The following is a 21,137-nucleotide window of genomic DNA, read 5'->3' on the forward strand; positions in this document are numbered from 1 at the left end:
GGGCCTCGGGGGGTATATAGGGGGGTGGCCTCAGGGCTTCAAGCGCGCAACCGAGGAGATTTTCCGTCGCATAAGGGGATGGCCACCCGGCAAGGGCCGGGCAGCCGGGGCTAATCAGTCGGTGATGGTGTAGCTGTTGAGGCTGCAGATATCGATGGCGGGCTCGATCAGCTCTGCGCCATTGTCCATGACGAACTTGAAGTCGTAGAGGCACTGGTCCGAACCATCGCCGATTGTAGCGGTGGCCTGGTAGCCGGATTCGAGAATCCCGGTATCGCCGAGCAGGTCCCCGCCCCAGCTGTTTTCATTGCTGGGCGTGGTGAAGAAGTAATGCAGGTCGTAGGAGCTGTCATTGATGATGGTGAACTCGACAGTCTGCGCCATCGCAGGCAGGCTGGCTGCAGCGAGCGCCAGGGCGGCAAGGCCACCCAGCAGATAGGTTTTCATGAAAGGTCATCCCCAAGCCGGACGCAAAGGCGTCCGAACGCCGATTATCTGCCAGTTCGGACGATTTTCGCCAAGGGGTGCCGAGCGGACTTTAGACGAAATAGCTGGAGCTGCTGGCGCCAATTGGCCATTTCACCACGGCGCCGATTTGCTCTAGAAGCGTGACCATGATCACCCAAGGCACGGTGCTGCTGCACGACAATCGCGATCCGGCGGGCCAGAGCATGCTGTTCACCGCGCCGCGCGAGGTGCTGGTGGCCCATGACGCCGCCTCGGCCCAGGCAGCGCTGGCCCGTTTGCGCGCGGCCGCTGAAGAGGGTCTGTGGGCCGCCGGCTACATGGCCTATGAGCTCGGCTTCCTGTTCGAGGAGCGTTTGCTTCACCTGCTGCCCGAGCGCAGCGAGACACCGCTACTGTGGTTCGGGCTCTACGACGCCCCAACTACGCCCGATATCGAGGCCCTGCTCGCCGCCGCGCCCGATGGCATGGCGCGGGGGTTGAAACTGCGGCGCGATTTCGTGGACTATGAGCGGGCCTTTGCGCAGGTGCATCGCTATATCGCCGCCGGGGATTGCTACCAGGTCAACCTAACGCTCAAGGCCGATTTTACCCTTGGGGGCGATGCTCTCGGCCTCTATCGGCGCTTGGTCGAGAGCCAGCCGGTGGCCTATGGCGCCTATATAAATGCCGGCGACCACGTGGTGCTGTCGCGGTCGCCGGAGCTCTTCGTCGCCGACGCGGGTCGCCAACTCACCACCCGCCCGATGAAAGGCACGCTCAAACGCAGTCCGCGCGCGGCCGAGGATGAGAAGGGTCGCGCCGAGCTGGCGGCCGACCCCAAGAACCGGGCCGAAAACCTGATGATCGTCGATCTCCTGCGCAATGATCTGGGCCGCATTGCCGAGATCGGCACTGTGCGGGTCACCGACCTATTTACGGTCGAGACCTATCGGAGCCTGCACACCATGACCTCGGGCATTACCGCCCGGCGGCGGGCCGATATCGATATGGTGGCGGTGATCGAAAATCTCTTCCCCTGCGGCTCCATTACCGGCGCGCCCAAACTGCGCGCCATGGAGATCATCCACGAGGCCGAGTCCGGCCCGCGCGGGCTCTATACCGGCTCCATCGGCTATATGGCGCCCAATGGTGATTTCGCCTTCAATGTCGCCATCCGTACCGCCCTCATCGGTACTGATGGTCGGGGGGAAATCGGCATTGGTGGCGGCATCGTCGCCGATTCGGTCGCCGAGGACGAATATCGCGAGGCGGTGTTGAAGATGCAGTTCCTCTCCGATCCGGCGCCGCCGGTGACCCTGATCGAAACCCTCAAATGGACCCCAGAAGGCGGCTATGACCTGCTCGAGCGCCATCTCGACCGGCTGATGCAGTCGGCGCAATATTTCGCGCTGCCTGCTGACCGGGAGGCAGCGGCCCAATACCTCATCGTGGCCATGAAGGGCTGGGAAAAACCGATGCGGGTGCGGCTGACTTTGTCGGCCACAGGGCTTGGCCTCACCGCCGTGCCACTGCCGCCGAGCCCGGCGCTTTTCCGCTTCGCCATTGCTAGCGAAAGCATGGATTCGGCCTCGGTCTGGCTGGCCCACAAGACCACCAATCGCGCCTTCTATGATGCGCCGCGCCAGGCCGCTTACGACGTCCACGGGCTCGATGAACTGGTGTTCCAGAACGAGCGCGGCGAGCTGACCGAGGGCTCGTTCACCACGCTGTTTGTCGCGCGCGGCGGCATGCTGCTGACCCCGCCGCTGACGGCGGGCGTCTTGCCGGGAACGCTGCGCGCCGAGCTCATCGCCCGGGGCAAGGCAGAAGAGCGCGTGCTCACCCTTGCCGACCTCGCAGCAGCCGAGGCAATCTATCTCGGCAATTCCGTACGAGGCCTGATCCCGGCACGATGGATCGACCTGCCCCATCCAGCCAAGGAGCCCAGCGCATGAGCATCACCATTGATCCCGAAGACGTGCTGGTGATCGTCGATGTGCAATATGATTTCCTGCCCGGTGGCAGCCTGGCCGTCGCCGATGGCGATGCCATCGTGCCGCTGATCAACACACTGGCCGCAAAATTCCGCAATGTGGTGCTGACCCAGGACTGGCACCCCGCCGACCATATCTCCTTCGCCAGCCAACATCCCGGCAAGGCGCCATTCGAGACGGTCGAGCTCGACTATGGCACCCAGGTGCTGTGGCCCGACCATTGCGTCTGGAACAGCCATGGCGCCGAGATCAGCGGTGATCTCGACATTCCCCATGCCCAGCTGATCCTTCGCAAGGGCTATAACCGGGCCATCGATAGCTATTCCGGTTTTCAGGAAGCCGACCGCGAAACCCTGACCGGCCTTGCCGGCTATCTCAATGAGCGCGATGTCGGCCGGCTGTTCATTGTCGGCCTCGCCACCGATTTCTGCGTCGCCTGGACCGCCCTCGACGGCGTGGCGGGCGGCTTTGATGTGCTTGTCATCGAAGACGCGACGAGAGCCATTGATTCCAACGGTTCACTGGCACAGGCCTGGGCGGACATGGAAGAGGCGGGTGTCTTAAGGCTGCAAAGCCGGGAGATATTGGGGTAGATGGCTCACCGTCCCAAGCCTATATTTGGGTCAGCAGGAGAATGTGATGCCACATATTTCGGTGAAGGAAGCCATTCGTCGCGCCAAGGATTTCGTTCACGAGACCTTTGACGAAGAGGACATTGTAAATGTTGGCTTGGAAGAGGTGAAGTTCGACGACCAAGTCGGCAATTGGGAAATCACTATTGGATTTTCCCGGCCTTGGGATAACGAAACCAGCATAGTCCCGAGTCTGTCACGCCAACATCGGCGAGCCTTCAAGATCGTTACAATTGACGGAACGACCGGCGAACCAAAGGCAATAATGCAAAGAGAGATAGCGGCCTGATGGCCCGAAAGCCGGTTATCCTCGACACCAATCTCTTGCTTTTGCTGGTGGTTGGCGAGACCGACAAGGCAATGGTCGATCGGCACAGGCGCTTGCAGATTTACACTCTGGAGGACTTTGTCTGGGTGAGGCAGCAAGTAAACGCGTCAGCCGGACTGATCCTCTGCCCAAATATCATAACCGAGACCTCTAACCTGATCAGATACAGTTCCAATCGGGACGCTATTGCCATCGCAGAGCTCTTCAAAATTGTCGTTGGACAATTTGACGAGACCTATGTCCCCTCGACATCGGCGGTTCAACGTCAAGAGCACGGTCGGCTTGGCGTCACAGACTCGGTCCTGCTTATCCTCGCGAACAGCATGGCCCAGTTGATAACGGACGATCTTGATCTGGCCCTCGCTGCAGACCGTGCAGGTGCGGATGTGATCAACTACAACCACATCCGCGACAATCGCTAGGCGCTCTTGTCGACGCCGTCGCCTTCGGGGGCCGGGGCCGGCTGGGCGGCGCCGCCCTTGGCAACGCCGACCATGGCGGGACGCAGCACGCGGTCGCCGATGGCAAAGCCTTCCTGCACCACCTGCACCACCGTGCCTTCGGGCACATTGGGATTGGGCACTTCGAACATGGCCTGGTGCTTGTGCGGATCGAACTTCTGGCCGGCGGCCTCGATCTGCTTGACGCCATGCTTGGCTAGGAGGCGCTGGGTCTCGCGCTCGGCCAGCTCGATGCCTTCGATCAGGCTCTTGAGCGTGCCTTCGGCGGTTTCGCGCACCTCGTTGGGAATGACCAGCAGCGCCCGGCTCAAGGCGTCGGTGGCGCTCAGCATGTCGCGGGCAAAGCCGGCAATGGCATAGGAGCGGGTATCGGCCACGTCGCGCTCGGTACGTTTGCGCAGGTTTTCCATCTCGGCGATGGTGCGCAGCACGCGATCCCTAAGCTCGCTATTTTCGGCCCGCAGTGCCTCGACAGGATCCACTTCGGGTGTGTCGGCCACCGGGATTTCGTTTTCCGGCGTTTCGCCTTGGGCGGCGTTCTCGTCGCTCATGTCGTCTCCATCCGCAGGGATTAAGGGTGTTGACCAGCCATATCGGCCAATGGCGACACTATTTCAAGCCTTGGGGCTGCACGCTCAGCGCTTGCGCGACATCATCGCTGAAATCACATGGGCGGTATAATCGACCACCGGGACGATGCGGGCATAGTTGAGCCGCGTCGGACCGATCACGCCGAGGACGCCCACCACCTTGTCATTGGCGTCCTTATAGGGGCTGAGAATCACCGAGGAGCCGGAAAGCGAGAACAGCTTGTTTTCCGATCCGATGAAGATGCGCACGCCCTGAGCGCGCTCGGCATCGCCCAGAAGCTCGAGCAGCCCGTCCTTGCTTTCCAGCTCATCGAACAATTGCCGCATCCGCGCGAGCTCGTCGCTGGCCATGGTGTCGTTGATGAGATTGGCGCGTCCCCGCACGATCACCGTGGGCGCCACATTGCCCTTCTGCTCGACCAGGGTGGCGATCCCCGCATCCACCAGCTTCTGCGTCAATTCATCGAGCTCGGCGCGCTGCTCGGCGCGGCGTTCTCCCAAAACCTTGCGGGCTTCGGTGAGGGTCCGTCCGACGACATAATTGGCGAGATAATTGCTCGCCTGCTGCAGGGCGCTGGCGGTGAAGCCCGGCGGCAGCTCCATGATGCGGTTTTCCACCTGGCCGTCTTCGCCGACCAGTACCGCCATAGCCCTGGTGGCATCGAGCCGCACGAAATCGATGTGGCGCAGCACCATGTCGGCCTTGCTGGCGATCACCACCCCGGCGCCATGGCTGAGACCGGACAAGAGCGCGCTGGCCTCGGTCAGCAGGTCCTCGACCTGCCCGCGGCTGGCCGGGCCCTCCATCTGCCGGGCGATCTGGCTGCGCTCGCTTTCGTCCACCGCGCCCACTTCGAGCATCGAATCAACGAAAAAGCGCAGGCCCTGCTGGGTCGGAGCGCGGCCGGCCGAGGTGTGCGGCGCCGCGATCAGCCCCAGATCCTCGAGATCGGCCATCACATTGCGCACCGAGGCCGGCGACAATTCCACCTGCAGCATGCGCGAGAGATCGCGGGAGCCCACCGGCATGCCGGTGTCGAGATAGCGCTCCACCAGCCGCCGGAAAATGTCCTGGCTGCGGCTGTTGAGGGCGGAAAGGAAATCTTCGGCCGGCCTGTTCATGGTGTTTGGATAAAATCGTCCACTTTAACCCTGCCCTCTCATTTAGGGCCTTCCTCCCCAGCCGCCAAGCGCCCGGTGCTTGTGAGCGGGGACGAGGAGGGTTAAGAGGCGGTTAATAGCAATTTTGCATGGAATGATGATGCGGCCTTCCGGACGTGACCCGAGCCAGATGCGGGCAGTGACCCTCGAACGCAATGTGGCCATGAAGGCCGAAGGCTCCTGCCTTGTCGCCTTCGGCAATACCAAGGTCCTGTGCACGGCATCGGTCGAAACCAGCGTACCGGGCTGGCTGCGCGGCAAGGGCAAGGGCTGGGTCACCGCCGAATATGGCATGCTGCCCCGCGCCACCGGCAGCCGCACCCGCCGCGAGGCTACGGCCGGCAAGCAGTCCGGCCGCACCCAGGAAATCCAGCGCCTGATCGGCCGCTCGCTGCGTGCCGTGGTCGATCTCGAAGCCCTTGGCGAAGTCCAGATTACCCTGGACTGCGACGTGCTCGAAGCCGATGGCGGCACGCGCACCGCCTCGATCACCGGCGCCTATGTGGCTTTGGCCGACGCGATTCGGTGGATGGAAGAGCGCAAGCTGACCAAGGGCCCGGCCCTGACGGATTCGGTCGCCGCCATTTCCTGCGGCATCTATCGCGGTACCCCGGTGCTCGATCTCGACTATCTCGAAGACGTCGAAGCGGAGACCGACGCCAATTTCGTCATGACCGGTTCGGGCAAATTCGTCGAAATCCAGGGCACCGCCGAAGGCGCGCCCTTCGATCGCGATGAATTGAACGCCCTGATGGCGCTGGCCGAACAGGGCATCGGCGAGCTCTCGGAAATGCAGAAGGCGGCTCTGGGCGGATGATGTTCTGGAACAAAACTCCCTCATCCGGCGCTGTGGGCCACCTTCTCCCCAAGCGGGAGAAGAATGGTTCAGCGCGCGCCTCTTATTCCTCTCCCTCTCGGGGAGAGGGTGCCCGAAGGGCGGGTGAGGGGGATTTCACCGAACACGATTGCCCGATCTGGAACGATATCCAGCGCGCCCTCGATGGAGCCAGCAAATGAGCCTACCCCGTCTGCGCGCCGGTAATCGCCTCGTCATCGCCACCCACAATGCCGGCAAGCTCACCGAATTCCGCGAGCTGTTCGCCCCGTTCGGGCTCGATCTGGTTTCCGCCGGCGAACTGGGCCTGCCCGAGCCGGACGAAACCGGCACCACCTTTGCCGAAAATGCCCGCACCAAGGCCCATGCCGCCGCCAAGGGCGCCAATATGCTGGCGCTCAGCGACGATAGCGGCCTCTGCGTCGATGCGCTCAATGGCGAGCCGGGCGTCTATACCGCCGACTGGGCCGGCGTGCCGCGCGATTTTGGCCATGCCATGAAGCGCGTCGAGGATGCGCTGCAGGCGGCAGGGGCCAATTCACCTGGCCAGCGCCGCGCCTCATTCAATGCCACGCTCTGCCTCGCCCATCCCGATGGACGCGACGTGCTCTATGTCGGCAAATGCGACGGCACCTTGGTCTGGCCGCCGCGCGGCGCGATGGGCCATGGCTATGATCCCATGTTCATGCCCGATGGCTATGACATCACCTTCGGCGAAATGGCCGCCGAAACCAAGCATTCCTGGTCGCCGGGACAGAGCGGGCTCTCCCACCGCGCCCGGGCTTTTGCCCAGTTCGTCGAAAACCAGATCGATCATGGGTGATTTGGGGATGATTGCAGCGCTGGAGGCTCTTGCGCCTCCTTCCCCCTTGAGGGGAGGGACCGAGGGAGGGGGTCCATCAGTGAACCACTGCACCACCCCCCACCCCAACCCTCCCCCTCAAGGGGGGAGGGAGCGCAAGAGCCGAAGCCGGTTGCTTCCAGATACGCCCGACGTAAACACTTCTCGTCTCTGGAACAGGATGGGTGACGCGCGTTAGTATACCACCACCGAGCGGATGCTTTCGCCTGAATGCATCATGTCGAAACCCTTGTTGATGTCCTCGAGGCGCAGGGTGTGGGTGATCATGGGGTCGATTTCGATCTTGCCGTCGAGATACCAGTCCACGATCTTCGGCACGTCGGTGCGGCCCTTGGCGCCGCCGAAGGCGGTGCCCATCCAGGTGCGGCCAGTGACCAGCTGGAACGGGCGCGTAGAGATCTCCTGCCCTGCCCCGGCCACGCCGATGACAACCGATTTGCCCCAGCCACGATGGGCGCTTTCGAGCGCCTGACGCATAACCTTGGTGTTACCGGTGCAGTCGAATGTGTAATCGGCGCCGCCGATGAGATCGCCACGACGCTTGGTGAGGTTGACGAGGTACGGGACGACATCGCCGTCGATTTCGCTGGGATTGACGAAATGGGTCATGCCGAAGCGCTCGCCCCATTCCTTCTTGGCATTGTTGAGATCGACGCCGATGATCATGTCGGCGCCGGCCAGGCGCAGGCCCTGGATGACATTGAGGCCGATGCCGCCGAGACCGAAGACCACGGCGGTAGAGCCGATCTCGACCTTGGCCGTATTGATCACCGCGCCAATGCCGGTGGTGACGCCGCAGCCCACATAGCAGACCTTGTCGAAGGCAGCGGCCGCGTCGATCTTGGCCACGGCGATTTCGGGCATGACAGTGTGGTTGGCGAAGGTCGAGCAGCCCATATAGTGGAAGATCGGCTTGCCCTCGAAGGAGAAACGAGACGTGCCATCGGGCATCAGCCCCTGCCCCTGCGTCGCGCGGATGGCGGTGCAGAGATTGGTCTTGCCGGAGCGGCAGGAATAGCACTCGCGGCATTCGGGCGTGTAGAGCGGAATAACGTGGTCGCCCTTCTTGAGGCTGGTCACCCCGGGGCCGACATCGACCACGACACCAGCGCCCTCATGGCCCAGGATCGAGGGAAACAGGCCCTCGGGATCAGCGCCCGAAAGCGTAAAATCGTCGGTGTGGCAAATGCCGGTGGCCTTGATCTCGATGAGAACTTCGCCAGCCTTAGGGCCCTCCAGATCCACTTCGACGATTTCGAGCGGCTTACCGGCAGCAAAGGCGACGGCGGCGCGGGTCTTCATGGGATTCGGCTCCTTGTTCGTTTTGCCCAAGGTTTGCCATGGTGCGCGCCGAGCGGCAACTCACATGCCGCCCACCGATACCGCCACATTGACCGTCGCGGCCACGATCACCGTGTTGAAGAAGAAGGCGAAGATGGAGTGGATCAGCACCACCTTGCGCATTTCATTCTTGGTGATCGCTACGTCGGCTACCTGCGCGGTCATGCCGATCACATAGGCGAAATAGAGAAAGGCCAGCCCATCCGGCTCAGCCTTGCCCGGAAAATCCAGCCCGCCGCCCTCAGCTTCGTAGAATTCATAGGCATAGTGATAGGTGGCCAGCATGTGGACGACGAACCAGCCCAGAACCACCGCGACAATGCTGAGCGAAAGCTGCAAAGCCCCTGCCTTGCCGCCGGAATTGACCACCTGGAACAGCGAGACCACGCAGACCCCGACGATCAGTGCGGTGATGAGGAAGATCGCGACGACAGGCGCATCTTCCTGATCGGCATGCTGCCGCAGGAAGCTCGCCGACATCTTGGGGAGGCGCCGAAAGGCCTGGACAAGGTAGGAGGCAAAGAAGGCGATCGCCGAAATCGTCACCGCCCAGCCAGGCACCAGCACCAGGCTGGCCACGGCGACCACGAGGCCTATGGCGATCGAGACATAGAAGGCGTGAAAGCGGCGGCGGACCATATCGGCATCCCGGAAGCACTGGGCGCAAGAGAGCAGGACCATAGGCCGCCTGTCCAGCCCCGGCGGCATCGGGGTGTGCAGCACCCCAAGCCTAGATGGCGATGGCGCCGGGGCCGGGTTTGGCGCCGGGCGGCACTTTGCCCATGATGATCATGCCCAAAACCTCGTCCTTGGTGACATCGGAGGTTTTCGCTTCGCCCACGACCTTGCCGTTCTTCATCACCACGACGCGATCGGCCAGATCGAAGACGTCGTGGATGTCGTGGCTGATGAGGAAGATGCCGATCCCCTCGGATTTGAGCTGCTTGATCAGCTCGCCCACCTGCGCGGTTTCCTGCGGCCCCAGGGACGCGGTGGGTTCGTCCATGATCAGAATACGGGCATCGAACAGGATGGCGCGGGCGATGGCGACGGACTGACGCTGGCCGCCGGAAAGCGCCTTTACCGGTTCCTTGAAGCGGCGGAAATTGGGATTGAGCCGCCCCATGACCTCCCGGGCCCGCGATTCCATCGCCGCATCGTCGAGCGTGCCGAGCGGGGTGATCATCTCGCGCCCGAGGAACAGATTGGCGGCGGCATCGACATTGTCGGCCACGGCCAGCTGCTGATAGACGGTCTCGATCCCATAGGCCTTGGCGTCGCGGGGATTGTTGATCGCGGCGGCCTCGCCATTGATGCGGATATCGCCGCTGTCGCGCTTATAGGCGCCCGAGAGAATCTTGATCAGCGTCGACTTGCCGGCGCCATTGTGGCCGAGCAGGCCGACGACCTCGCCGCGATGCAGCGAGATGGAGGCGTGATCGACCGCCCGAATGCCCCCGAAGGAGATCGAGATGTCGGTCATTTCGACGAGGGGCGTAGTGGTGTCCAGCATGGTTCGGACTCCTAATGCTTATTCCGGCGGTAGAGCGTGTCGAGCCACACCGCGAAGACCAGAACGATACCGACGACAATCGACTGCAGCGGGCTGTCCATGCCCATCAGCACCATGCCCGATTGCAGCGATTGCATGACCAACGCGCCAAGAAGCGCCCCGGCAATCGTGCCGACACCGCCGGCCAGCGAGGTGCCGCCGATGACGGCCGCGGCGATGACATAGAGTTCGTCGAGCGTGCCCAGGGCATTGGTCGCGGCGTTGAGACGGGCGGTGGAAATGGCAGCGGCAATGGCGCACAGACCGCCCATCAGCATGAAAATCTTGACCGTGACCCAGCGGGTATTGATGCCGGCCAGCTCCGCCGCTTCGGGATTGCCGCCCATGGCATAGACATAGCGGCCGAAGCGGGTGCGGGTGGCGAGGAAGGTCATGGCGACGCCGACGCCCAGCGCGATCAGCACCGGCACGGCAATGCCGTGGGCGATGAACAATCCGGAATCGGGAATGGCGAGATTGTTCGCCCGGGCATAAGTTTCGGCGATGCGCACCGGCCAGGGATAGGCATTGGCCACCCAGACCGCGGCGATGGTGATGCCGCAGCCGATGACGGCCAGCACGGCCTCGGCCCAGACCGGACGCTGCGGGAAGTTAAAGCGTTCGCGCTGGCGGCGGCCGAAATAGAGGCCGGCGACAATGGCGGCGCAGGCGATGACCGCGACGACCCAGCTCCAGAAGGCCCCGATCGAGCCGGCCGGGCCACCACCCATCAGCTGGAAGGTCGAATCCATCGGCGCCACGGTGCGGCCAGCGGTGAACCACCAAGCGACACCGCGCCAGACGAGATAACCGCCCAGCGTCACGATGAAGGAGGGGATGCGCAGAAAGGCGATGATGCTGCCCTGCAGCGCGCCGATGCCCACGCCCACCACCAGACCCGCGGCTAGCGAGAGCACCCAGATCAGCGGGTGGCCGAGGCCAAGGCCCAGGTGAACGGGCAGGATCTCGGTTTGCATGATCCCCATGACCATGCCCACCAGCCCCAGGATCGAACCGACGGAAAGGTCGATATTGCGGGTGACGATAATCAGCACCATGCCGGTAACAAGCACGGCGACGGACGCGGTCTGGACCGACAGATTCCACAGATTGCGCGGGGTGAGGAAAAGCCCGTCCGAGAAAATGTTGAAGGCGATCCAGATGATGGCAAGCGCCCCGATCATGCCGAGCTGACGGGTATCCAGCTCCGTCGAGGCGAGAAAGCGCTGCAACGGATTGCGCATGAGGGCGCTGGGATGCGCCGGGCTGGTTTGGGCTGAATGTTCTGCCATGACTTTACCCCGGGGGATGACACTCCGGAGACCCGGGGCCCGTAGCCCTTACACCGGTCCGCCGGCGCAGGCTACGTGTTGCCGCGATCACCTGGTTGAAACGATCAGTTGCAGGCGGCAACGGTTCCCACTGGCACGCCAAGACAGACGACCTCCTTCGAGACCCAGCCGGCATCGATAACCAGGTTGAGATTGTCGCGCGTAATGGCGACCGGCTCGATGAAGAAGGCGTTCATTTCCACCCCCTTGGGGCCATCGGCAAAGGGCACAGTCCCTTCGATTTCGTCCATGCGCTTGCCGCCTGCAAGCTCGATGGCGACGAGCGCGGCCTTCTTGCCCAGTTCGCGCGCATCCTTCCACACCGACACGGTCTGCGTGCCGAGGGCGATGCGGTTGAGGGCGGCGTGATCGCCATCCTGTCCCGAAACCGGCACCGCACCAGCCAGACCCTGCGCCGCCAGCGCCGCTATGGCGCCACCGGCAGTGCCGTCATTGGAGGCAACGACGGCATCGACCTCGTTATTGTTGGCGGTCAGGAACTGCTCCATGGTCGACTGGGCGACTTCGGGGTTCCAGTTATCGGTATAGGCCTCGCCCACATTGTGGATTCGCCCCTCAGCAATGGCGCCCTCAAGCACCTCCATCTGCCCCTGGAACAGGAAGTCGGCATTGGGGTCGCCGGAATTGCCCTTGATGAAGACGTAATTGCCCTCCGGCTGCAGCGCCATGACGCCGGCCGCCTGCAGACGCCCCACTTCGCGGTTGTCGAAGGAGAGATAGAAGGCGTCGGGATTTTCGATCAGGCGATCATAGCCGATGACGGGAATGCCTTCGGCAACAGCGGCCGCAACCGCGGGTCCGACGGCATCATTATCCTGAGCCAGGACGATGATCACGTCCGCTCCCTGGCTGATGAGGCTTTCGATATCGGTAAGCTGCTTGGCGGCGGAGGACTGCGCGTCGGACGATATGTAGCGGGCGCCGTTGGCTTCGAGCATGCCTTTTATCGCGGCTTCATCGGTCTTCCAGCGTTCTTCCTGGAAATTGTTCCAGCTGATCCCCACAATCACCTGGTCCTGCGCGATCACAGTACCGGACAAGACCGGCGCCGCCAGAAGGGCCGCAGCAAACTTGTTCATACCTCTTCTCCCCATTGGCAAATCCCTACCCGAATTGCCGCGAGGTGAGAACCTCCCACTGCCCTTTGCCATGAAAACCGCGGTCAATTTCCGCTGCGTTTGAGGCGCCGTCACCGCTGAGCAGTGTCAACACCATTTGCGGGGCGCAATGCACTAAGTCATTGCTTTGCTTTCGGCCCTTGGCCAAGGTGGCACGTTCAATCAAGGAGTGACCTGCTTGACGCGCACGGTCAGCGACAGCGACAGCGTCCGGCGGCAAAACCGAGGACTGGTTCTGGGCGCCCTCAGGGTGAACGGCGCCCAGTCGCGCACCGCGCTCGCCAGCCTCACTGGCCTCAGCCACGCCAGCATCACCGCCATTACCCAGGACCTTATGGCCCAGGGCCTGATGCGCGAACTGCCGGCGGAAAAGCCTGACGGGCGCAGCCGTGGCCGACCCGCCGTGCTCGTCGATTTCGTGCGCACGGCCGCCTATGCGGCGCTGTTCGAAATTGACGTCAATCGCCTGCGCCTGTCGCTGGTGGATTATGGCGGCGTGCTGGTGGACCGGGTGGAATCCGATATCGGACCCACGACATTCGCGGCCACCTCCCCGACGCAATTGCTGACCGAGAGGCTGGCGGTGCTGGCCAGCCGCAATCCCGCCAGCGCGCCACGGCTGCGCCGCATCGCCATTTCGGTGCAGGGCATTCTCGATCGCGAGGGATGCCGGCTCAAATGGTCGCCCATTGCAAGGCTGGCCGACACGCCTTTCGCAGCCGAGCTGGCGGAAGAAACCGGCATCCCGGTGACCCTGCACAAGCGCGGGCGGCTTCTGGCGGAGGGCGTGCGCTGGCTTGATCCGGACCTACACGAGGCCAGCGTCGCCACGGTATTCGTCGGCTCGACCGTGGGCATGGGGGTGACGTTCAAAGGGCAAATCCTGGGCCGCGACGATGGCGGCGCCACCGAGTTCGGTCACATGAACCACGCGCCCAATGGGGCGCTCTGCCGCTGCGGCATGCGGGGGTGCATCGAAGCCTATGCCGCCGATTATGGCGTGCTGCGCACGGCTTATTCCGTGCCCGAAAGTGCAGCCCCTGCCCCGGCGGTGCCGGCTGAGCAGTATCGCGCGCTGATGCAGAGGGCCGAGGCCGGCGACCGGGCCGCGGCGCATGCCTTCAATCTGGCCGGGCGCGCCATCGGCTATGGGCTGAGCCGCATGCTGGCCATCTACGACCCTTCGCACATCCTGATCGTCGGTCCCGGCGCACAGGCGCTGGAGCTGATGCGCAGCGAAATCAACCAGGCGCTGGGCAATTCGCTGGTCGGCAAGATCAATGGCAATCCCAGCATCGTCGCGCATCGCGACGAGCGCGAACCCGTCTTTCGCGGCCTGATGATGAAGACGCTCGACAATATCGACCAGTCCGAATTTGCGCGCCTGGCCAGCGGCGAACGCGCCGGCAAGGCAGCGTGACTGGATCTTGCGCTAGTATTTCAGCCAGGCGTGCAGCTCATCGGCCAGCTCCGCCGGCTCGTGATCGGCGCCGTGCAGGACCAGTTCGGGATTGTCCGGCGCCTCGAAGGGCGAGTCGATGCCGGTGAAATTCTTGATCTCGCCGGCGCGGGCGCGCTTGTAGAGCCCCTTGGGATCGCGAGCCTCGCAGACCGCCAGCGGGGTATCGACATAAACCTCGACGAAGTCGATATCGCCGGCGATCTCGCGCGCTAGCCGGCGCTCGTTCTCGAATGGGGAGATAAAGGAAACCAGCACAATCAGCCCGGCATCGGCCATCAGCTTGGCCACTTCGGCGACACGGCGAATGTTTTCGACGCGCGCCGCCTCGGTAAAGCCGAGATCGCGGTTGAGGCCATGGCGAACATTGTCGCCATCGAGAATATAGGCGTGTTTGCCCTCGGCGGTGAGCCGCTTTTCGAGCAGATTGGCGATGGACGACTTGCCGGACCCTGAAAGACCGGTGAACCAGACGATGCGTGGCGTCTGGCCTTTCATCTGGGCGCGCACCTGCCGGTTCACGTCGAAGGACTGATAGGTGAGGTTCTGCGCCCGGCGCAGGCCGAACTCGATGGTCCCTGCCCCCAGCGTCGCATTCGACAGCCGGTCGATCAGGATAAAGCCACCAGTCCCTGCATTCTCGCCATAGGGATCGAAAGCAATGGGCCGATCTGTGGCAATGGTCACCGTGCCGACCTCGTTGAGATCGAGCTTGTTGGCAGCCGCCTGCTCCAAAGTGTTGACGTTGGTGCGGAATTTGATGTCGGTGATCGAGGCCGGAACGGTCTGCGTGCCGAGCTTGAGGAGGTAGGAGCGGCCCTGAAAGGCCGGCTCGTCATGCATCCAGACCAGGCGGGCCTGGAACTGGTTGGAAAATTCCGGCGTCTGGCCGGGATGAGCGAGCACATCGCCGCGCGACACGTCCACTTCCCGGTCCAGCACCAGCGTCACGGCCTCGCCCGCAATGGCGCGATCCAGGGCGCCGTCCAGCGTGACGATGCGCGCGATCTGGGCTGGTTTGCGGGAAGCGGCGATCAGCACCTCATCGCCGACGCGCACGCTGCCCGAAGCGACGGTGCCAGAAAATCCGCGGAAATCGAGATCGGGGCGATTGACCCATTGCACCGGGAAACGGAACGGTTTGGCAACGCGGTCCTCGCCCACGGCGATGGTTTCGAGATAGGGCACCAGCGCCGAGCCGGTAAACCAGGGCGTACGGGCGCTGGGTTTGAGGATATTGTCGCCGCGCAGGGCCGATACCGGCACGGCGGCGAGTGTCTTGAATCCCAGCGGCGCGGCAAAGGCCTGGTAGTCAGCCACGATGCGATCGAACACCGCCTGATCGTAATCGACGAGATCGATCTTGTTGACCACCAGCACCACATGCTTCACCCCGATCAGCGACAGGATGAAGGAGTGCCGCCGCGTCTGCGTCAGCACGCCCTTGCGCGCGTCGATCAGCACCAGCGCCAGATCGGCATTGGAAGCGCCGGTGGCCATATTGCGGGTATATTGCTCGTGACCGGGCGTATCGGCGACGATGAACTTGCGCTTGTCGGTGGAGAAGAAGCGATAGGCCACGTCGATGGTGATGCCCTGCTCCCGCTCGGCTGAAAGTCCATCGACCAGCAGCGAGAAATCGATGCCTTCGTCGCCGACGATACGGTTGTGGCTTTCCTTCTTCAGGCTGGCCAGCTGGTCATCGAGCACCATCTGGCTGTCATAGAGCAGCCGGCCGATGAGGGTGGACTTGCCGTCATCGACGCTGCCGCAGGTGAGAAAGCGCAGCAACGACTTTTCGGTCTGTTGCGCCAGCCAGAGATCGAGATCGGTATCGGGGGTGGCCATGGCGAGGGACATCTCAGAAATAGCCTTCCTGTTTCTTCTTTTCCATCGAGCCGACGGAGTCGCTGTCGATCAGACGTCCTTCGCGCTCCGAGGTGCGGCTGGCCTGCATTTCCATGATGATCGAGGGCAGATCGCCGGCATTGGAGCGGATGGCGCCGGTCAGCGGATAACACCCCAGCGTCCGGAAGCGCACCATTTCCTGGCGCGGGGTCTCGCCCGGCTGCAGCGGCAGCCGATCATCGTCGACCATGATCAGCGTGCCGGACCGTTCCACCACCGGCCGCGACTGGGCGAAGTAAAGGGGCACGATGGGGATGTTCTGCGAATAGATATAGGTCCAGACGTCGAGCTCGGTCCAATTGGAGATCGGGAAGACGCGCATGCTCTCGCCCGGATTGAGCCGCGTGTTGAAGGTGCGCCAGAGTTCGGGCCGCTGGTTCTTGGGGTCCCAGGCATGGCTGGCATTGCGGTGGGAAAAGATTCGCTCCTTGGCGCGGGACTTTTCCTCGTCGCGACGGGCGCCGCCAATGGCCGCATCGTAGCGGCCGGCATTGAGGGCCTGGCGCAGGGCCGCGGTCTTCATGATGTCGGTATAGCGCGAAGAGCCGTGATCGAACGGGTTGATGCCGTCGCGCCGGCCCTCCTCATTGGTATGCCTGATAAGCTCGAAGCCGTATTGCTCGGCCATGCGATCGCGGAAGGCGATCATTTCCCGGAACTTCCAGGTCGTGTCGACATGCAGCAGCGGGAACGGAATCTTGCTGGGAAAGAACGCCTTGCGCGCCAGATGCAGCAGCACGCTCGAATCCTTGCCGACCGAATACATCATCACCGGGCGCTCGAAACTGGCCGCGACCTCGCGGAAGATTTCGATGCTTTCGGCCTCGAGGGCCTCTAAATGGGTCAGCCGGTTCTTGTCCAAGATTTCCACATCCCATAAGGCGCCAAAGTCTGGCGGAACAGGCCTGTTGGGTACGGCGAAGCGCTGGCGGCTTCAAGCCGAAAAGTGCCGGAAACGCTGGGGTTACAAGGGCTTGAAGCAAAATTGTGCGGCAGCCTCGCCCTTCGCACCAAAGGGCTCCACAGCCTGAGGGAAGCAGGCACCGGGCGATGCGCGAAGCGGCACAATGGCGCAAAAATAGTTCCGCGCCCGTCCGCGAACTTCCACAGGGCGCCCCATTGCCCCCACCGCCACACAATGATACACGCCCCCTGCTGCCGGTATAGCTCAGTTGGTAGAGCACCTGATTTGTAATCAGGGGGTCGCGGGTTCGAACCCTGCTGCCGGCACCACGGAACACCTCAGAAAAAGCAATTGCTTAACGAGCATAAGGCCCTAGCGCCGACTGCCCGCAGGTTGCATGCGTGTCGCGTCCAGCTACCCAGCATTTCCGGGCTTTTCTCGACAGTCGCCGCGAATCCATGCGACATGGGAGGCATGGGAGGGCTCGATGGTTGAACGACCTGAAATCCAAGAGGTGGCGGGCTTGGAAGTGATCCGACGGGCCGATGGCATGTTCGGCGTTTATGACAGCGATGGCATACAAAAGTGGCCCTTTGCCACGGCGGCCGAAGCGGTCAAAGCAGCAGAGCTATAGCCACGCAAATGACGACGGACGCCCCCACTAAACTGATCGTCTATGTAGCCTTCGTCCGCGACGAGGAAGGTGAGTTGCAGCCGGCGTTTTCCGCGCGCGAGGCACAGTCCGAATCCACTGCCACACAACAGGCACGCATGCTCTGGTCTTCAGGCAAGTATGCCGGCGTCCTCGCCTGGTGGCGCTCGGCCGATCTGGTCAATGGCGAGTTCGGAGAGCCAGTGGTGTTGTTCCAGCAGGGCGAAGTGCCGGAGATGGAATAGGACGAGCCCGCCAGTGCGGCGGGCTCGTTAAGGATCAGGCTGCTGGTTTGCGCATCTGGCTGGTCAATAGATCAGGCATCGGCGCCTCGATCATGGCCCTGTAGCTGGTAGCCACAGCTCGGATGATCTTTAACTGGTCGCTCGGATGCCAAACATGTCTGGCGTCTAGTTGCAGGGTGACAGCTGCCTCAATCTGAATGACGGTGTTGAGCTGATCAGTCGACAGATGGTCACGCACATTGGCATTCCCCGGCAGGCCCCATTTCTTTCGAAGCTGGTAGGCACTTCCCCCGAACATTATCTCGTAGATCGCGTCGGTATTGGCAACGTAGTGCGTCCAGTCGCTTGCGCCGTGCGCCTTGTAAGAATCAGTTGCTGCCACACGTACCGTCTTGCTCCTGCCGCGAGCTTCGGCACGCTCGATAGTCCTGCGGAGAGCTTCCTGCTCCAGCAGGTTGAACGCCTGAATATAGCGCTCTTTCCAGCGGGCTGCTTCGGCGCCTGTAAAGCCCATCACAAGCAACGAAAACCCGTCCCTAGTCATCTTGAACATGGTCAAAGGCCGGTTCTGGGCCGTCCGATAAGAGGACTGCTCAAAATTGAGCGCTCTAAATTCTGCAGAGCATTCAAGGTCTTGGATGGCTCGGATGACGTTTCGATGCTCTTTGCTGAACCTTTGGGCGACATCGAGAGACGTAACGACCGCACGGTCTTCAGAAATCTCGATGAGCTGCATCGCTTCGAACATAGTGAGTTGAGCGGTATCTGCCATTGGGCACCTCTATGTGATGCCTCGGGGTATTGACCACACCGTCGTTTCCGTTAGAAGGTGCGCTTGCTACTGTCCGTCCCCCGAGGACGGGTTAAACCCGGACCCTTTACGAGAGGGCCGGGTTTTCTATTTCTCACCCTTCGATGATTCAGGTCAAGGGTAGGACACTTTTCCACACGTCCGACGCATGTTCGGCTTGTGTTCGGCGCATGTTCTCGCTCGGACTGCCCTATACAGATGTCCTGGAAGACAAGTGACGCAGCCTCCACGCGATACGTTTTTGGTGGGGCATGGTGCGCACTCTCGTTCGCATACATGCATATTTGAATATCGCTTTGATGTAGTATCAAGCGCTAGTGGAAGTAGTCTCACCTTCCGGTGGTGCTGGAGCAGCAACCACAGGGTGGCGCAGCCGGTTAAGAATCCCGAGATGGCGGCTAGTTGCGAGAAGGTTTCGAGTGTCATTGGTCGTCTCCAGAATGGCGATCGACTACCTATTCAGCACACAAGGTTGATATCTCAAATCTACGAAACGCGAGTCGGTACGCTGGCTGTACCGGCGCAATTAGTTACAGCCTTAGGAGCCGGCGGCTCTCCCGATAATGCCGTTTATCGGAACTGGCTGGTCACGGCCGGGAACAGAGGTCCGGTTTTGATGCCCGCCGCTGCCAGCCCGCCTTCAGGGCCTTTCGCCAAGCGCGCTTCAGGCGGTTGTGGCGGCGTCGAGGGCGAGGACGCCGGCGGCGGATTGCATGGCGCTGAGGCTGGTATTGTCGAGCACTTCGGCAATGGCATTGCGCACATCCAGCATCAGGTGGCGCACCCGGCAGGTTTCGATGTCGCAATCATCGCAGGGCTGATAGCGGGTCTTGCTGGCGCACTGGATCGGAGCCAGCGGCCCATCGAGCACCCGCACCACATGGCCGATCATGATCTCGTGCGGCGGCCGGGCCAGATAATAGCCGCCATACTTGCCCTTGCGCGAATAGACGAAGCCGGCATTGCGCAGCTCGGCAAGGATGGCGTCGAGAAACTTCTTGGGGATGTTGTTGGTGGTGGCGATATCGCCAACCATGGCGAGCTCGCCCGGCTGCAGGGACGACAGATGCCCCAGCGCCTTCAGGCCATATTTCCCCTTGTTCGTCAGCATCGGCAGTAACCCCGTGGGCGCGGCAATGATGCCGAGCGCGTACATAATGTCCATGAAATCGCTTAACAAGAGACTGTTTTGCTCCCCTGGCCGGCTTGGCCGTGCGGGTTTTTCGCGTGAACGGGTTGTCGGAGAATAAGCGCAACAGCGCAGTGGCGTCAGAACGACCGTCGGGGGCGATGCTCATTAACGGCGCGGCAGAGGCACAATCTTTCCCCGGTCCGGCGCGCGACAAAATCCGACCAATGCTCGCTGGCAGCGATGAGAAAAAGCCTTGCCAATTGCAGGGCAGACTAGCCCAGGCCCATTTATCTATAAAAATAGTAGACTTAATGTGAGGCCCTGTTTTGACGGGAGCTTTCCATGCCGTTCGACCTCAGCCTGCTCGACAAGAGCCCCATCGCCAAGGGCGAAACCGCCAGCGTCGCGCTGCGCCGCACCATTGCCTATGCACAGCGCGCCGAAGCGCTTGGCTACAAGCGGTTCTGGGTCGCCGAGCACCACAATACCCACGAGCTGGCCAGCGCGTCCCCGGAGATTCTCATCGCCAGCCTGGCGGCATCGACGCGGTCCATTCGGGTGGGTTCCGGCGGGGTGATGCTGCAACATTACAGCCCCTACAAGGTGGCCGAAAACTTCAACCTGCTCGAAAGCCTGGCGCCCGGACGGATCGATATCGGCATCGGCAAGGCGCCCGGCGGCCTGCCGCTCTCCACCCGCGCCTTGCAGTCCGGTTATGACCAGGCCAGGCGTGGCGATTTCGCCAGCCAATTGCGTGAATTCGATGCCTATCTCGGCGCCGGCAACGACCAGCGCCAGGAGGGGCTGGCGGCAACGCCGACACCGACGACATCGAGCGAGAAATTCCTGCTGGGGGCCAGTGTCGAAAGCGCGGCGCTGGCGGCAGAGCTCGGTTGGCAGTTCGTTTTCGCCCGCCACCTCAATGGCGACGATGTCGCCCTGGCTTCGGCGGTGTCCACCTATCGCGATCTTGCACAGAAGACGCCCATCGTGGCCCTCGCCGTCATCGCGGACCGCGACGGTAACAAGGCGCGGGAAACCGCTGCCGGCTTTACCCCGATCCGCGTCACCATCGCCAATGGCCAGAGCGTGACGGTCGGCAGCGAGGAACAGGCGGCCGAGTTTGCCCGCCAGGCCGGCGTCACCGACTACACCACCGAAAAACGCCAGGCCAATGTGCTGGCCGGCAATGGCGGCGACATCGTCGCCGAGATCGAGGTGCTGGCCGATCGCTTCGGCATCGACGAGTTCATTCTCGATCTCTTCAACCAGGGCGACAGCCGCCTCGACGCCATCGCGCTGATCGCCGATGCCCGCGACGCCGCCCACACCCCGCGTGCCCTTTCAGCCTGA

Annotated in this window: 22 protein-coding genes and 1 tRNA gene; 11 read left to right on the forward strand and 12 right to left on the reverse strand. The window is 62.5% G+C overall.

Annotation, left to right across the window (positions count from 1 at the left end; genetic code table 11):
* Nucleotides 1–114: 114 nt before the first annotated feature.
* Complete coding sequence (locus DEVEQU_RS08305) at nt 115–447, reverse strand: hypothetical protein (protein WP_126150117.1); 333 nt, start codon at nt 445–447, stop codon at nt 115–117.
* A 167-nt stretch (nt 448–614) separates the two neighbouring features.
* On the opposite strand from DEVEQU_RS08305, the gene DEVEQU_RS08310 reads away from it, so the two are divergent.
* From DEVEQU_RS08310 to DEVEQU_RS08325, 4 genes are read left to right on the forward strand one after another with little or no spacing between them, the layout of a single operon-like run.
* A complete protein-coding gene (locus DEVEQU_RS08310; RefSeq protein WP_126150118.1) occupies nt 615–2,402 on the forward strand; it encodes an aminodeoxychorismate synthase component I in 1,788 nt (595 codons plus the stop codon).
* Entirely contained in the window at nt 2,399–3,034 is a 636-nt protein-coding gene (gene pncA, locus DEVEQU_RS08315; RefSeq protein ID WP_126150119.1) for a bifunctional nicotinamidase/pyrazinamidase, read from the forward strand. The genes DEVEQU_RS08310 and pncA overlap by 4 nt, the downstream gene beginning before the upstream one ends.
* 46 nt (nt 3,035–3,080) lie before the next feature.
* Nucleotides 3,081–3,362, forward strand: coding sequence for a hypothetical protein (locus tag DEVEQU_RS08320; protein WP_126150120.1), 282 nt, complete (start codon nt 3,081–3,083; stop codon nt 3,360–3,362).
* Entirely contained in the window at nt 3,362–3,823 is a 462-nt protein-coding gene (locus DEVEQU_RS08325) for a PIN domain-containing protein (protein WP_126150121.1), read from the forward strand. The genes DEVEQU_RS08320 and DEVEQU_RS08325 overlap by 1 nt, the downstream gene beginning before the upstream one ends.
* Here DEVEQU_RS08325 and grpE read toward each other — a convergent pair.
* Nucleotides 3,820–4,413, reverse strand: coding sequence for a nucleotide exchange factor GrpE (gene grpE, locus DEVEQU_RS08330; RefSeq protein WP_126150122.1), 594 nt, complete (start codon nt 4,411–4,413; stop codon nt 3,820–3,822). The two genes, DEVEQU_RS08325 and grpE, sit on opposite strands and share 4 nt — an antisense overlap.
* A gap of 84 nt (nt 4,414–4,497) precedes the next feature.
* Nucleotides 4,498–5,574 carry a heat-inducible transcriptional repressor HrcA gene (gene hrcA, locus DEVEQU_RS08335; protein ID WP_126150123.1) on the reverse strand — a complete coding sequence of 359 codons (1,077 nt, stop codon included), beginning with the start codon at nt 5,572–5,574 and terminating at the stop codon, nt 4,498–4,500.
* Between the two features lie 139 nt (nt 5,575–5,713).
* On the opposite strand from hrcA, the gene rph reads away from it, so the two are divergent.
* Nucleotides 5,714–6,430: a ribonuclease PH gene (gene rph, locus DEVEQU_RS08340; RefSeq protein WP_126150124.1), complete on the forward strand. Its 717-nt coding sequence runs from the start codon at nt 5,714–5,716 to the stop codon at nt 6,428–6,430.
* Between the two features lie 196 nt (nt 6,431–6,626).
* Entirely contained in the window at nt 6,627–7,271 is a 645-nt protein-coding gene (locus DEVEQU_RS08345; RefSeq protein ID WP_126150125.1) for a non-canonical purine NTP pyrophosphatase, read from the forward strand.
* 213 nt (nt 7,272–7,484) lie between these two features.
* Here DEVEQU_RS08345 and DEVEQU_RS08350 read toward each other — a convergent pair whose 3' ends face one another.
* From DEVEQU_RS08350 to xylF, 5 genes are all read right to left on the reverse strand, one after another.
* On the reverse strand, nt 7,485–8,612 hold the full coding sequence (locus tag DEVEQU_RS08350; RefSeq protein WP_126150126.1) for an S-(hydroxymethyl)glutathione dehydrogenase/class III alcohol dehydrogenase: 1,128 nt from the start codon (nt 8,610–8,612) through the stop codon (nt 7,485–7,487).
* A gap of 60 nt (nt 8,613–8,672) precedes the next feature.
* Nucleotides 8,673–9,290, reverse strand: a complete 618-nt coding sequence (locus DEVEQU_RS08355; protein WP_164550325.1) for a DUF1345 domain-containing protein — start codon at nt 9,288–9,290, stop codon at nt 8,673–8,675.
* 91 nt (nt 9,291–9,381) lie between these two features.
* The gene (locus DEVEQU_RS08360; RefSeq protein ID WP_126150128.1) at nt 9,382–10,164 is read right to left on the reverse strand and encodes an ATP-binding cassette domain-containing protein; all 783 of its coding nucleotides are present in this window, start codon (nt 10,162–10,164) and stop codon (nt 9,382–9,384) included.
* Nucleotides 10,165–10,175: 11 nt separating this feature from the next.
* Nucleotides 10,176–11,447 (reverse strand): sugar ABC transporter permease, encoded by a 1,272-nt coding sequence (locus DEVEQU_RS08365; protein WP_223214157.1) that lies wholly within the window; start codon nt 11,445–11,447, stop codon nt 10,176–10,178.
* Between the two features lie 152 nt (nt 11,448–11,599).
* The gene (gene xylF, locus DEVEQU_RS08370) at nt 11,600–12,634 is read right to left on the reverse strand and encodes a D-xylose ABC transporter substrate-binding protein (protein ID WP_126150130.1); all 1,035 of its coding nucleotides are present in this window, start codon (nt 12,632–12,634) and stop codon (nt 11,600–11,602) included.
* A gap of 217 nt (nt 12,635–12,851) precedes the next feature.
* Here xylF and DEVEQU_RS08375 point away from each other — a divergent pair, with 217 nt between their 5' ends.
* Complete coding sequence (locus tag DEVEQU_RS08375) at nt 12,852–14,093, forward strand: ROK family transcriptional regulator (RefSeq protein WP_126150131.1); 1,242 nt, start codon at nt 12,852–12,854, stop codon at nt 14,091–14,093.
* Between the two features lie 12 nt (nt 14,094–14,105).
* Here DEVEQU_RS08375 and cysN read toward each other — a convergent pair whose 3' ends face one another.
* Both cysN and cysD read right to left on the reverse strand, forming a co-directional pair.
* Nucleotides 14,106–15,992, reverse strand: coding sequence for a sulfate adenylyltransferase subunit CysN (cysN, locus tag DEVEQU_RS08380; RefSeq protein WP_126150132.1), 1,887 nt, complete (start codon nt 15,990–15,992; stop codon nt 14,106–14,108).
* A gap of 1 nt (nt 15,993) precedes the next feature.
* A complete protein-coding gene (gene cysD / locus DEVEQU_RS08385) occupies nt 15,994–16,902 on the reverse strand; it encodes a sulfate adenylyltransferase subunit CysD (protein WP_126150133.1) in 909 nt (302 codons plus the stop codon).
* Between the two features lie 295 nt (nt 16,903–17,197).
* Here cysD and DEVEQU_RS08390 point away from each other — a divergent pair.
* The 3 genes from DEVEQU_RS08390 to DEVEQU_RS08395 all read left to right on the forward strand — a co-directional run bounded on the left by DEVEQU_RS08390 (nt 17,198) and on the right by DEVEQU_RS08395 (nt 17,841).
* A tRNA-Thr gene (locus tag DEVEQU_RS08390) sits at nt 17,198–17,273 on the forward strand.
* A gap of 158 nt (nt 17,274–17,431) precedes the next feature.
* On the forward strand, nt 17,432–17,578 hold the full coding sequence (locus tag DEVEQU_RS19870) for a hypothetical protein (protein WP_164550326.1): 147 nt from the start codon (nt 17,432–17,434) through the stop codon (nt 17,576–17,578).
* Between the two features lie 8 nt (nt 17,579–17,586).
* On the forward strand, nt 17,587–17,841 hold the full coding sequence (locus tag DEVEQU_RS08395; protein WP_126150134.1) for a hypothetical protein: 255 nt from the start codon (nt 17,587–17,589) through the stop codon (nt 17,839–17,841).
* Between the two features lie 34 nt (nt 17,842–17,875).
* Here the strand turns inward: DEVEQU_RS08395 and DEVEQU_RS08400 are convergent, their stop codons facing one another.
* Nucleotides 17,876–18,613, reverse strand: a complete 738-nt coding sequence (locus tag DEVEQU_RS08400; RefSeq protein ID WP_126150135.1) for a Rha family transcriptional regulator — start codon at nt 18,611–18,613, stop codon at nt 17,876–17,878.
* A gap of 703 nt (nt 18,614–19,316) precedes the next feature.
* On the reverse strand, nt 19,317–19,763 hold the full coding sequence (locus DEVEQU_RS08405) for an RrF2 family transcriptional regulator (protein ID WP_126150276.1): 447 nt from the start codon (nt 19,761–19,763) through the stop codon (nt 19,317–19,319).
* Between the two features lie 363 nt (nt 19,764–20,126).
* On the opposite strand from DEVEQU_RS08405, the gene DEVEQU_RS08410 reads away from it, so the two are divergent.
* Nucleotides 20,127–21,137, forward strand: coding sequence for an MsnO8 family LLM class oxidoreductase (locus DEVEQU_RS08410; protein ID WP_126150136.1), 1,011 nt, complete (start codon nt 20,127–20,129; stop codon nt 21,135–21,137).

This window comes from Devosia equisanguinis, assembly GCF_900631955.1.
Classification (GTDB): Bacteria; Pseudomonadota; Alphaproteobacteria; order Rhizobiales; family Devosiaceae; genus Devosia; species Devosia equisanguinis.

Coding starts and splice junctions, on each gene's coding strand:
- DEVEQU_RS08400 (WP_126150135.1), bottom strand. CDS start 18,613: ATGGCAGATACCGCTCAACTCACTATGTTCGAAGCGATGCAGCTCATC.
- pncA (WP_126150119.1), top strand. CDS start 2,399: ATGAGCATCACCATTGATCCCGAAGACGTGCTGGTGATCGTCGATGTG.
- grpE (WP_126150122.1), bottom strand. CDS start 4,413: ATGAGCGACGAGAACGCCGCCCAAGGCGAAACGCCGGAAAACGAAATC.
- xylF (WP_126150130.1), bottom strand. CDS start 12,634: ATGAACAAGTTTGCTGCGGCCCTTCTGGCGGCGCCGGTCTTGTCCGGT.
- DEVEQU_RS08345 (WP_126150125.1), top strand. CDS start 6,627: ATGAGCCTACCCCGTCTGCGCGCCGGTAATCGCCTCGTCATCGCCACC.
- DEVEQU_RS08325 (WP_126150121.1), top strand. CDS start 3,362: ATGGCCCGAAAGCCGGTTATCCTCGACACCAATCTCTTGCTTTTGCTG.
- cysN (WP_126150132.1), bottom strand. CDS start 15,992: ATGTCCCTCGCCATGGCCACCCCCGATACCGATCTCGATCTCTGGCTG.
- DEVEQU_RS08310 (WP_126150118.1), top strand. CDS start 615: ATGATCACCCAAGGCACGGTGCTGCTGCACGACAATCGCGATCCGGCG.
- DEVEQU_RS08305 (WP_126150117.1), bottom strand. CDS start 447: ATGAAAACCTATCTGCTGGGTGGCCTTGCCGCCCTGGCGCTCGCTGCA.
- DEVEQU_RS08395 (WP_126150134.1), top strand. CDS start 17,587: ATGACGACGGACGCCCCCACTAAACTGATCGTCTATGTAGCCTTCGTC.
- DEVEQU_RS08410 (WP_126150136.1), top strand. CDS start 20,127: ATGCCGTTCGACCTCAGCCTGCTCGACAAGAGCCCCATCGCCAAGGGC.
- DEVEQU_RS08365 (WP_223214157.1), bottom strand. CDS start 11,447: ATGCGCAATCCGTTGCAGCGCTTTCTCGCCTCGACGGAGCTGGATACC.
- rph (WP_126150124.1), top strand. CDS start 5,714: ATGCGGCCTTCCGGACGTGACCCGAGCCAGATGCGGGCAGTGACCCTC.
- DEVEQU_RS19870 (WP_164550326.1), top strand. CDS start 17,432: ATGGTTGAACGACCTGAAATCCAAGAGGTGGCGGGCTTGGAAGTGATC.
- DEVEQU_RS08350 (WP_126150126.1), bottom strand. CDS start 8,612: ATGAAGACCCGCGCCGCCGTCGCCTTTGCTGCCGGTAAGCCGCTCGAA.
- DEVEQU_RS08355 (WP_164550325.1), bottom strand. CDS start 9,290: ATGGTCCGCCGCCGCTTTCACGCCTTCTATGTCTCGATCGCCATAGGC.
- hrcA (WP_126150123.1), bottom strand. CDS start 5,574: ATGAACAGGCCGGCCGAAGATTTCCTTTCCGCCCTCAACAGCCGCAGC.
- DEVEQU_RS08360 (WP_126150128.1), bottom strand. CDS start 10,164: ATGCTGGACACCACTACGCCCCTCGTCGAAATGACCGACATCTCGATC.
- DEVEQU_RS08320 (WP_126150120.1), top strand. CDS start 3,081: ATGCCACATATTTCGGTGAAGGAAGCCATTCGTCGCGCCAAGGATTTC.
- DEVEQU_RS08405 (WP_126150276.1), bottom strand. CDS start 19,763: ATGCTGACGAACAAGGGGAAATATGGCCTGAAGGCGCTGGGGCATCTG.